Below are 11862 nucleotides of genomic sequence, written 5' to 3'. Positions count from 1 at the left end.
CCTCTTTAATACGATACTCTTTGTGATTCACGGTAAAAAACAGGGCTCGCCACATCTTCGCCGAAAGCAATGTGAAATGGTAATGATGCTCTACCGGCTTGTTTTAAAACTCCCAAATAACCAAATCCTTTCGTACCAGGCAGTTTTCTTCAATAAAAATCTTTACCGTTTTTTCTTTCCCCCGTTTCTCCATTTGTCCAACTCTGCTAGACGGAATATTACCATCCGAAGAGACATTTCTATTTTGATCCCTACGCACCGCCCTCCTAAGTCTGTCAACTGTTTTAATTTCCCTAATTCCAGTTTATCTGTCACAAACGATGCAACTCATCAAACACCCTATCCTTAATGTTCGTTGATGTAATGGATAATAAATCAATTTTCTTTGAAATAACTTCTTGAATTTTACCATATTTTTCTGAAGTTTTTTCGTCATTTGGAACGCGTTTAAACACTCCATTTTCAGATTCATGATTAGTAAAGTTATTGCCATCATATAAAGGCCAGTAGAAAAACCAATGCTCAGAAACGCTCGGTGGTTTATCCCAATGTTCAAGGGTTGAATACACGTATTTACACAACGTCATTCGTGGTTCTTCTTTGAATGAGATTTCAACCGCATAGATTGGGTCGTTTTTCAACCCATTCCCCGACTGGCAAGGAGGCGCAGAATCTCTCTGATATAGCTTGATAAAAGATTGAATGAACCAGCCTTGATACTCGCGGTCAGATTTCTGACGTAAAAATTGTGGGATCACCGGAACAAATCCACATTCAACCGATTGACGGTCCAATTCCGCCAACAGTTTATCGACACTCTCGTACGTTTTTCGCACAACCTCAAAAGCGTTTTTTATGTTCTCTCGTATACTAACGGAATTCATAATACCACTCCTTTTCAATACGATTGGCACTTAAATGAAAAAATTGTTCATCTGTATAAAAATGAAAGTAGGAGCAGTGGTCAACTAAAGGACAAGCAAGGCTTTGAAAGTTTTGAAAACGATCAAATCCCTTTTTTCTCAATAAAGCAATCAAATCTTTCAGCATTAACCTTTCAAACTCATTCAATGTTTCATTTTTTTGCACGTACACCAATTGATGGAACACTTCTTGCCACGATAAATACCCAAAATGAACACCGCTTGGCAGTTTTCTGTTTTCCATCACCTTTTTAGCAATCATATTCACTTCTGGTTCCGTTCCTAATAAGAGCAAAAACTTTGGCGTCTGCCCTTTACCCTTTAGTAAATCACTCGCTTCTCGCTCCAATTGATCGTCTGATGATAAAGGACTATGGTATTTCACTTCGATTCCTATGATCAAATGATCCAATTCAAGTAAAACATCGATTTCACTTCTTTCTCCCTTGACCCAAAACTTAACCTTATCCCCTATAAACTCGTCTTTTTGCATCTCCAAACCATTTATGAACACCGTTTGATCAGTTTGAGAAAAAAATACAGCCTTGCTTAAAATCGGCTTAATCCCTTTGTGAAAAGGGAGATAACGCGACGTACCAAATACGTTCGCTGTCAGCTGATCTTCAAGCCGCTCGCTTAAATTCGAACCGTCTGATGATATTTTTCCATGTATTTCAGCTAACAAACTTTCTCCCCCCTGTCTGTGCCCATACATTCGACAAGTGACAGGATCCGCGTGCAACGAAGCTTCTCCTGTCGCACTCTAATTTTTTAATTGCTTCTCATAACACTTCTTCATCACAACAGATAAATCCGGGTTAATCAAGTCTTGCCCGAGACGTTTTCGTTCCTGACACAGCTTTTCTTCGATAGGTGACAACAGACACTAAAACTATTTCTCTCAACTATATACGTCCCCAACATGAACGGCTACATATCGGAACTCGCCATGTTTATCTTGGTTGATAGTAGAATAATGATGCCATTTCAATTGATATCTCCCTTTAATAAAGATCGGCGCATCACGGTTTTCTTTCGTCCCTGCTGATGCACGTTCCTGCCATTTTAACTCCCCGGTGATGATCCGGTTTTCATGAATGCGAAACTCGCAGTCCACCGTATTTGGTCGCATCGGCTCGGTCCAATACAAATGGTCATTCGTTAGCAGCACAACGATCCCGTATACATTCCTTCTCCCCATTGTTATTCGTTCTAACTTTTCCACTTGCGCCAAAAAATCATAACGACCCTGATCCTGAGCACCGTGGTGCTTCAATTCAATCGTTTGCCCGTTTTGCTTTATCGTGACCCGAGCGAGCTTGTTCATTAAACAAATCGCGTATTGGCGCCCACTTTCCGGTTCTTCCACCCACAAATCGATCAGATAATCATGAAAGCGTTTGTTCTCCTCGACGCGGAATTTTTCTTGAAGCTGAAATTTTAATGACTGTTTAAACGCTTCTTTTGAAGCAAAAAATCGATACTTTTGCGATAGGCGTTCCAATTCCTCGTGAATAGAAAACATCATTTTCCTCCTTCCCTTATCTATAGTTGCTGCCCAAACGGCCGTGTTGCAAGTTCAGCCAATCGACTGCGTAAACTTGCATTTCGGATAATTATTGCAACCTTTAAATGTTCCGTATTTCCCTTTCCGAACGATTAGAACACCGCCACATTTTGGACAACGGTTTTGCTGTATATGTTGTTCCGTCTGCTTTTGCTTCGTTCGAATCGTTTGCACGTGCCGCTTTTTCATTTCTTTTTCTTGTGTCTTATCTTTGGCAAGCACTGTTTCTAATTTTTGAGCTAAACGTTCCTTTGTTTCCCTATCGATCACTTTTGTTTGATGTTGCTCGAGCACTTGTTTCAATTGTTTCGGATAAACCACATAAGCATGGGCAAAATGAGCATTTGATTTAAACTTTGCCCGCGTCAAAAACACGACAACCGAGTGAATCGGAATATGCGCAAACTCCTCCCCAAGCCAGCCTCTTAACGCCTTGATATGCCCTTTGTTCTGCAAAATAGGATTAAGAAATTTTTCTTTTCGTTTATAAATGACTTGCGTCCAATATTTTGACGTTTCATCTCCGAAAATCCAGCCGCTGTAATTTTTCGTTTCGATGACAAACAGTCCTTGATCGGAAAGGATAACATGATCAATTTGCGAAGTTGAACCGTCTTGTTTTGGAATATACAGGTTATGAAAAGCTTTGTATTTTCCGGATGATGTTGCTTCTATATTTTTAATTGCTTTACGGACTTTATATTCTCCATACGATCCAATCCATTCCGCTTCTTTTGACTTGATCCATCTTGCCAATAAGGCAAGCAAACATAAAAGAAGCAGTGTATAGAAAAGATTCACGTTCGTCTGCCCCCCTCCCTTTTCACATCCCCCATACCACTTTACAGATTACCTAGGCGATTTCGTTCAATTTTGATCGTGTTATCTTTCCCATCGAGCCTGTCAGCGCGCTTGCTGCCGTAAATGCGCAGCCATGGGGAGCCTTTGACTGCTTTCACGGACAGCCGCGCCGTTCCGCGAACTTGTTCTTTTTCGATATCCACGCATTCGAGAAATTCGTCCCAGTAGACGATGGCAATGACTTGATTGTAGTCGCTTAATTGCTTCTGGCCGCAAATAAAGGCAAAGATAAATTCTTTTTCTTTGTTGTTTTCCTGATGAATCTTAGTAATTTCTTCGATCTCATTGTCGCTAAACGAAAAGGACCAAGTGAAATCCTTGGAACCTGATGGAGTGGTATTGTACTTCGTATAAATGATATAACTCGCTTTATTCGTCGTGACTTCGTATATTTGCCGGTTATCGTTTTCTTTTTCAAACAGTGCAGGCGCCAGCCCCCCATTAACCAGCGCAGAAAGCAACGCCCCGTAATAGTAATCGGCTTTGCAAATCGTTGTCATCATGATCCCCTTCCTTATTCCTAAACCAAAAATCTCATTTAATTCGATTGTACCAATATTTGTAGAAAAACGTTGTCGAATATTGTAAAATCATTTGCAAATTTCCTATGCATAATTAACCTAATATACCGTCTGAAAACTCAGGCAATCGAAACAAAAAAGCTACCCCATCATCTTAGGGTAGCTTTCTCCTTTAGCGGGTAACAACAGGTACCAGGCCAATACATATTCGGGAAAAAGCGAAGAATAAAACCATTAAAAAACGCTGTGCCATCTTTTTATTTAAACAAGCGGTCGTGGTCAATCGTTATACATTTCACTCCACATGCAAAATATCGTTTGAAATCTCTTTATTTCCTCCCATAATGTATACGTTCTCGCTCCCGGTTAAATTCTTCATGCAACTTCCCTTGTTCGTATTCCATCAAATAATTTAATGTCTGCTCAATGGTTGCTATTTTCATTGTTATTAATATATCGGAAGAAGTATCCTCGTCATCTAATAATGTTCTCTTGTATCTCTCCAGTTCCAAAAGGCGCTCCATTATTTCTTTAAATCCTCTAATCGTCTTTTCATCCTTATAAATAAAATCACGTTCGAGCAGATGCCAAGTACTGCCCCTTCCTACTCATCTTTTACCCTTTTATGAACTTCTTCTTCCGTTAGGTCAAATATATGTGCAATATCGGCAATGCTCATTCCTTTTGCAATCATTTTTCGCATCATTTCTCGCTCTTTTTGCTTAGCTCCTTCACGTTTTCCCTTTTGTTCATACGAAATCAACAATTCCAACACTTGCTCTTTTTCTTTCGTTTCCATTTGATTCACCTCGTTTCGTAATTGTTGTTCTTCTTCATCCGACAATTTCACATATGTTTCAAAAAAGCCATTAACAGCCTCTGCTTTGCTTCATCCAGCTCTAAACGAACTAACATGCGCAAAAACTGTTTTTTCAATTCGATTCGTTCACTTTCAGTATACCCCATTTTGCTAAGCAGCGCAGCGGTGATCGGGTTGTCAATGCGAATGTAGTTGCGCCAATTTTGTTTGCGTAGTTTGATGGTGAAAAAGCGGAAGTGAAGGATGCTGCCAAACGGAAGTTGAAGCGTAAACGAAGAGGGTTCGTCGCGGATGGCATCATAGCTGAAGACGGCAATCGGAACGATGTTCGTGCGGTATTTTTCAAACAAGCGGCTGAAGTAAATGAACATCCGTTCAGGAAACGACGGCTGCACATAGCTTTGGTTTTCGATATGGACGATGATCAGCCCATCTTCCCCTTTTAATTTCGTTTCGACTAACAGATCGACGCGATACTTTTCCCCTGCCGTTACATCGGTGAACAGTTCTTCAGATAAAAAGGACAAATGCTGAAAATCAATATACTCGTACATTTCGGGGAAAAAGAGAAGAATAAACTCTTCAAAAAATGCTTGGATCAACTCTTTGAACAAGCGGTCATGGTCAACAGCCATACATTCACCTCACATGTGAAAATTCACATACGTTATTCGACAACATGTGCGAAATTCCTGCATGGGATAAAACAAAAACAGAGAGCCAAGCAATGACTCTCTGCTTCTACAAATCCCAGCAACCCTTAGAGAGTGGCGGGCAAGCAACCCTTTCATATCACACAAACGGCAATGCCCGTTCATGCTGCGAACGCGGGTGAATCAACCCGCGGTTATGGAAAGTAGAGCTCAAATCGGAGTAATGGATCGTAATCGGCAAGCGTGTCTTCAGCATGGAATGAATATGCATAAACGATAGCTTATATACATCAGAAACAATCTCATGAACAGACAGACCATTCGTTTTTTGCACAATTTTTACAAGTTGAGCCATGCCTACAGACTCTCTCGGATCTGTCGCACATAAATACGCCGTGTTTCCTTTTGAATAGTATATTCCTTGCTTTGTCACCCATTTTTTATTTGAATAAATAGCCATTCTTCTTCGCGGTTTTTTTATGATTTCTACAAAATCAAAAGGAATTTGAAATGATCGCAAATAAGCTTGCAAAAAATCTAGATCCTCCCGACAAATACCATCGCGGTGAAAAGTAATATGCCGCGGCTTCGCTCCATATATTTGTTCGTAGCTGTATATGCTTTCATTCACAATCTCTTCCATTGTAGAATTGGCGATGGTTTCCCCCGCTTCCGCTGTAGCCACTGATTTTTGTTTAATGATTTTCCCATCGCGTCCAATAACTTGAATGATCCCAGAGGCATGCTTTCCGTGTTCATGGCTGACATCCAAGCCAATGAAGCAATCTGAATGCATCGGGCTGGCCAAGATCCAAGGCTGAACTCCTGCCTTGGCATAAATCCCCAGCAAAATATTATAGTAGTGAAAGATATTATTTTCCGTAACTAAAGAAGAAGTGAACCCAACAAATTGCGTCATCAAGTCTTCTTTTCCGCCAAATTCTTTTTTAATCGTAACGTAGGCGCGATCAATATTTTCTTCTGTTCCAATGACCACTACTACTGTTCCGCGGAACTGGTCAGTAATGGATTTCAAATGATACGACAGGTTATCTTGCTTAAAAAAGTCTTTTGGCAATTGACCGTATAGTTGGCGAGGCTGATCGGAAATATTAAGCTTTACACCAAGCGCTTCAGACATTGATTCTAGCTTTTTTACAAAACATCCTACTTCTTTTCGCTTTTGTGGGTCATAGTTCAGCTCTGGATCGACGAAAAAACTGACGGCTACACTGCTCGGTTCATACACTCCCGACTGCTTAAGCCCTCTATAAATCTCATTTGTTTTATATCCTTGTCCAAACTCCATTATCGGGGAATCCAACTCATTAACATCATAGCCTAGGTTAACCGCCCGCACATTTTCTTTTTTGAACGTCAACACTTGTTGTTGCCTAAGCAAGCGGAACATTTCTGTATAAAGCTTAGACATTTTTTCATTTGGTGACAGCTTAATCAGGCGATTCACTTCCTTCGTCATCGATGGCAGCAATTGCTCATATGAACAAGTTAATTTTAGCAAATGGGGCAAATAAGGAAGAAGATGACCGTCTCTGCTTTTTACATGTACGACCGGTGTTTTTTCATGAACTCCTTTTAGCTTCCACAGTTCATTTTTTTCTAAGTAATAATCAATGACACTTTGTTGTAAAAACGGACTTTTTTGCCCGGCTGTATAGTCAGCCATCCCCACAAAAGTGTAATAGTATGCCCGCCTATTAAATGGATCGACAACCTCCATTCCTTCTTTGAGAAGCGATGGATCATTATTGATCACATCTTGCAATGTTTTTCGATATTCAAAACGGTGCTGATAATCAAAACCGACGAAAATATCTCCATTTTCTTCAACTGAAAAGGAAATATAGATCGCCGGATGAATGCTAATTTCACCGACATGCATAGACTGTTCATTGGCTAAACGGAATAAGTCGTTATCCATCTTATAGCTGCTTTTACAACGATTCTCTAATTCTTTCTTTAATAATCTTTCCAAAATTGTTCTTTCCATAGGTAAAGAACATTGAATGGGCCGATGTTCGTGCTGAATATAACGATGATCTCCCCAATGACAAATCTCTTCAAACGATGCTATATACTGTCCATGCGCCGCCACCGTTATGTACGAATTTAGCTTTCTCAGTTCATAAGCGATCGAATGGGCATAAGAATATTTTTCGTGCGGATTAGATAAAGGAACCGTATAAAGATGAATGGCAATATCCGACGCTTTTTCATCCGCTTTACATTCAGAAAAATAATAATGGTTCACAATCTCACCGCCTTTCCAAATTGATCCATTCTATATTATATCATCATCTCTTGAAATTATAGTGGAAATAGAACGACTTGAAAAAAAATCTGAATTATGTTCACAAAAACACATCTCCTTAGGAATAAGATACAAAAAAGAATAGGCTAAAAGATTATCCAGGTTTTAATAAAAATTTCAACAATTATTTAAATTGTTGTAAAATAACAGGGGGGGATAATACTAAGAAAAGAGAAGGGGGTTCTTTCATGAGTTCTGGTCAAATCGATATTTCAAAGATGATTGAAGAGGGACAAGAAATAGCAAGCAAGCAATCAAAATGAACTTCACACATTTCGCCAATATAAAGATTTATTTATCTCCACTAAACAAGACGAAATAGATGGTTGGAGAGATCCGTTTCAAAGAGATTATGCTCGTGTTCTTCATTCTTCTTCATTTCGAAGATTACAAGGAAAGATGCAACTTCTCGGCACTCAAATAAGTGATTACTATCGCACCCGTCTTACTCATTCGCTTGAAGTGAGCCAAATCGGAACAACCATTTCTAGAAAAATAGAACATGAAGGTGTTAAAGTAAACTCGGCATTGGTTGCGATGGCATGTTTGGCACATGACATTGGCAATCCACCATTCGGTCATTATGCAGAAAAAGAGTTAAATAAATTAATGAAAGACGATGGAGGATTTGAAGGAAATGCACAGACACTCCGCATTCTTTGCAAATTAGAAAAGAAAAGCTCTCATTATGATGGTCTGAACTTAACAAAAGCAGCTTTATATTCCGTTGTCAAATATGGCGTTTATAACACATCTCCAAAACAAATCGAAAAACAAAAATTTCTTTATAAAGAAAATAAGCAGAATTTAGAAGATAACGGAACAATGAAAATCCAAACGATAGAGGCACAAATTATGGAACTTGCAGATGACATCGCCTACTCCACTCATGACCTTGAAGATGGATTAAAATCAGGAATTTTATCGATAGACGCTGTATTAGGGCAACTTAAAGAAGAATTAAGAAAAGAGTTTCAAGAACTATTACAACAAGCATATAAAAATTGTGGTGAGACGTTTGGTGACGTTGCATTTAAATCACTCACCTCTACATTAATCGATACGTTTATTAAAGACATCGGTGTAGTGGAATTAACTGAAGAACAACGTCAACGGAAAGGCACCTCCTTTAAATACGGCTTAGGATTGCGAACAAAAGCAAAGTTAATGGACGGATTAAAAAATGCTGTAAGGGAGATTCTCATCGAAAAACCAACTGTAGCGTTGTATGAAATCAGAGGAGCCCAGATAGTCAATCGCTTGTTTGAGCTCTTAAATGATGACAAATATGAAAGACTACTTCCTCCTGAGTATCGAGCCTTAATTCAAAACGGGGAACCAAAAAAGCGTGTTGTATGCGATTATATAGCTGGAATGACAGATCATTACGCTGAACAACTTTACAAACAATACTTTGGAGATCCAAATACATTGAAAATATAAAAATAACAGATAGGCAAGCCTGCTGCTTGGCTTGCTTATCTGTTTAGATAATAAAATTAATTCTTTCTATACACTGCCTCTAATCCCTTAATCGTCTTATTCGAATCTACATCATCATGTGGAATTAATAAATATACCCATTCTTTTCCGTTGTTTTGACGAGCATGATCGGATGCATATTTGCACCAGGTGATAGCCGCTTGTGCTTTCTGCGCTACTTCTCGATCTTCTTCGATTCTGTTTGTTGCTTTGATTTCACATAAATACATTTTCTCTTCTGTTTCTACAATAAAATCCGGGATATATGCTTGTGTTTGATTATAATAAATTTTAATATGGTTTTTCGTTGGCTTCAGCCATTTTAAAACGGATGGATCATTTTCGCAAATGACCGCAAATCTTCGCTCCGCATCAGATTCAAATTTTTGTGTTCGATATAAACATTTTTTAAATCCGCCAAAACACATGTTTCGAATCGCCGCTTTATTTGCTACTGGTTGGCGAAAATCGCGCACTTCTTCATTGACATCTACAGTGACACTGGTATCTTTTAACGTATCAAACCCTATTCGAACAGTCACTTCATAATTCGTTTGCTCTTCATAATAATGTTCTTTCATTTGCTTATAAATCAATTCTGCCAAACGTTTTTGATTGTAAATTACTACATTTTTGACATCATCTTCCGTTTTTAAATAACTTCGAAGATAATTAATTAACTGTCCTGATAACTTATACAACAATTCAGCATGTTCTTCATAGGAAACATCTGGATAATCCATTAGATGAAAGACAAGATAATCTTCTAAACGTTCTTCCGTCATATTCGTATCTTTTTGAATCCGCAACACTTCTCTTTGATGTGTACGCAAATGTTCAATTAGAATATTTTCAGCAACAGGCTGAAATTTTGGAATTAAATCGCAGTTTAAATCAAAATCGCGGTACCCCCACGAGATTTCTCCTGTAGGTTGCACGATAATTCTCGGAATTTCCATAGTCAAATTAGGAAGTACATCAACTGCTCTTGCAACCATGCTCTCAATCATTTTTTCAGGTTCTTCCTCAAATATAGACAACTGTGATACTGTGTATGTTCCTTTCACATCGCTAACAATTTGCTGTTGTACTTCAGGATCTTTTAATTGTTTAGAACTATATAATGTGCGCTGCTTAGAAATGGCTTTTACTATTGTTTCCGCAATGTTTCTTTTCATTTCTATTTTCTTTTCGTCTTCTGGAGAAGTGGATTCCGTCGTTCCAACTAGTTCATCAATTAATGAACGTTCTACGTTTGACTCAACAGTAACTATTTTTTTCTCTGTCTGTGCCACATCACGACCGATGACAACCCCACGACGAATAATAGAAGTAGGATTATTCGCCTCATCAATAATTTCTTGGAATTTATCATGCGCAATAATCGTTAAACGATCGACTGCTGGAACTCCCGTCCGTTTTCCGTATGGGAGACGAAGTCCTCGACCGATGGACTGTTCCACTAATGTTTTGGAGTTTGCCGCACGAAGTGGGATAATCGTATATAAATTCGTTACGTCCCATCCTTCTTTTAACATGTTCACATGAATGACAATCTCCACTTTTGAATTCGGATCCTCAAGAGCAAGCAATTGCTTAATTGTTTCGTCCTTTTCTTCGCCACGCTGGTTGGAATGAACAGTAATGACTTTACCTTTATAGCGTCCTTCAAAAAAATCATCACTTTCAATGATGTTCATTAACTCTTCCGCATGATTCGTATCTTGAGCGACGATAAGAATAAACGGCTTTACTAATTTTTCGTTGTTTTCCCGAGCGTACAACTCTAGCTCTAATTTCGTTTCTTCATGGACACGGATACCGTCTTCTAATTTTAAACGTTCTAACTCTCGTTCGTTGTCGAATTTTGCTGGATTAAAATTTTCTCTCGTCGCTACAGCTGGCTCTTTCACATATCCGTCTTCCATCGCTTTATACAAAGGATAGCTATAGATTATATTTTTAAATGGTATCGTTCTGTTTCCGCTTTCCACTTGCGGCGTAGCCGTTAACTCCAGACCAAGAATCGGGTTCAGTTCATTGATCGCTTTCACCCCAGCTGATGCTCGATACCGATGCGATTCATCCATTAATAAAACAAGATCAGGAAGGGATTTTAAATAATCATAATAACTCTGTCCTAAATATTCACTTAACCGTTTAATTCTTGGCGCTTTTCCTCCTCTAACTTCGCTGTTAATCTTAGATATGTTGAAGATGTTAATGTTTACAGCTAACGGATCAGCTAAAAAGAGGGCTTGCTGATCATAGTTATCCCCTGTAATAATGTTCGGTTGTTTATTAGCAAACTCTGAAAGCCCCTTAAACACATATTTCGGTGTATTAGGCGTAAAATCTTGGATTAATTTTTCATAAATTGTTAAGTTAGGTGCTAAAACAAAGAAATTACGAATTCCTTTTGCCATATGTAAGTAAGCAATAAACGCTCCCATCAGACGTGTTTTACCGACGCCAGTGGCTAACGCAAAACAGAGCGACGGAAATTCTCGTTCAAAATCAGTAACACTAGGAAATAATGCATTAACAGCCGCTAACTTCTCTTTTAACGATTGTGGATCATTTTGTTTATCTAAGCCGAAGTGTTCAATCACTTCGGCAAGAATTTCCAATGATTCTTTTTGTGGTTTACGGAGACTAAGCCGAGATGAGATAACGTTAACGATACGATTCATGACCTCTTCC

8 protein-coding genes and 1 pseudogene are annotated in these 11862 nt (G+C 38.8%); 1 reads left to right on the top strand and 8 read right to left on the bottom strand.

Annotated elements, in window-relative coordinates; genetic code table 11:
* Positions 1 to 311 precede the first annotated feature (311 nt).
* The 7 genes and pseudogenes from BRO54_RS14560 to BRO54_RS14525 all read right to left on the bottom strand — a co-directional run bounded on the left by BRO54_RS14560 (position 312) and on the right by BRO54_RS14525 (position 7617).
* Positions 312 to 884, bottom strand: coding sequence for a hypothetical protein (locus BRO54_RS14560; RefSeq protein ID WP_063210738.1), 573 nt, complete (start codon positions 882 to 884; stop codon positions 312 to 314).
* Complete coding sequence (locus tag BRO54_RS14555; protein WP_074044408.1) at positions 871 to 1608, bottom strand: hypothetical protein; 738 nt, start codon at positions 1606 to 1608, stop codon at positions 871 to 873. Before BRO54_RS14555 ends, BRO54_RS14560 begins: the two co-directional genes overlap by 14 nt.
* A gap of 216 nt (positions 1609 to 1824) precedes the next feature.
* A complete protein-coding gene (locus BRO54_RS20205; RefSeq protein WP_081107419.1) occupies positions 1825 to 2448 on the bottom strand; it encodes a hypothetical protein in 624 nt (207 codons plus the stop codon).
* A gap of 54 nt (positions 2449 to 2502) precedes the next feature.
* Complete coding sequence (locus BRO54_RS14545) at positions 2503 to 3291, bottom strand: NERD domain-containing protein (RefSeq protein ID WP_014195564.1); 789 nt, start codon at positions 3289 to 3291, stop codon at positions 2503 to 2505.
* A gap of 41 nt (positions 3292 to 3332) precedes the next feature.
* Positions 3333 to 3851: a hypothetical protein gene (locus tag BRO54_RS14540; RefSeq protein ID WP_014195563.1), complete on the bottom strand. Its 519-nt coding sequence runs from the start codon at positions 3849 to 3851 to the stop codon at positions 3333 to 3335.
* A 625-nt stretch (positions 3852 to 4476) separates the two neighbouring features.
* Positions 4477 to 5327, bottom strand: a pseudogene (locus tag BRO54_RS14530) (Rpn family recombination-promoting nuclease/putative transposase).
* A 157-nt stretch (positions 5328 to 5484) separates the two neighbouring features.
* Entirely contained in the window at positions 5485 to 7617 is a 2133-nt protein-coding gene (locus BRO54_RS14525; RefSeq protein ID WP_020279644.1) for a Piwi domain-containing protein, read from the bottom strand.
* 357 nt (positions 7618 to 7974) lie between these two features.
* Between BRO54_RS14525 and BRO54_RS14520 the strand changes: the two genes are divergently transcribed.
* Positions 7975 to 9120, top strand: a complete 1146-nt coding sequence (locus BRO54_RS14520; protein WP_338029257.1) for a deoxyguanosinetriphosphate triphosphohydrolase family protein — start codon at positions 7975 to 7977, stop codon at positions 9118 to 9120.
* Between the two features lie 56 nt (positions 9121 to 9176).
* Here BRO54_RS14520 and BRO54_RS14515 read toward each other — a convergent pair whose 3' ends face one another.
* Positions 9177 to 11852 (bottom strand): DEAD/DEAH box helicase, encoded by a 2676-nt coding sequence (locus BRO54_RS14515; protein WP_025039169.1) that lies wholly within the window; start codon positions 11850 to 11852, stop codon positions 9177 to 9179.
* Between the last annotated feature and the right edge of the window lie 10 nt (positions 11853 to 11862).

Source organism: Geobacillus proteiniphilus (assembly GCF_001908025.1).
Lineage (GTDB): Bacteria > Bacillota > Bacilli > Bacillales > Anoxybacillaceae > Geobacillus > Geobacillus proteiniphilus.
Note: the sequence above shows the minus strand (reverse complement) of the source record. Positions and strands in the feature narration are given on the sequence as shown.

Bases quoted from the DNA above. Each gene is read 5' to 3' on its own strand.
- BRO54_RS14560 (WP_063210738.1), bottom strand. From the start codon at position 884: ATGAATTCCGTTAGTATACGAGAGAACATAAAAAACGCTTTTGAGGTT.
- BRO54_RS20205 (WP_081107419.1), bottom strand. From the start codon at position 2,448: ATGTTTTCTATTCACGAGGAATTGGAACGCCTATCGCAAAAGTATCGA.
- BRO54_RS14540 (WP_014195563.1), bottom strand. From the start codon at position 3,851: ATGACAACGATTTGCAAAGCCGATTACTATTACGGGGCGTTGCTTTCT.
- BRO54_RS14515 (WP_025039169.1), bottom strand. From the start codon at position 11,852: ATGAATCGTATCGTTAACGTTATCTCATCTCGGCTTAGTCTCCGTAAA.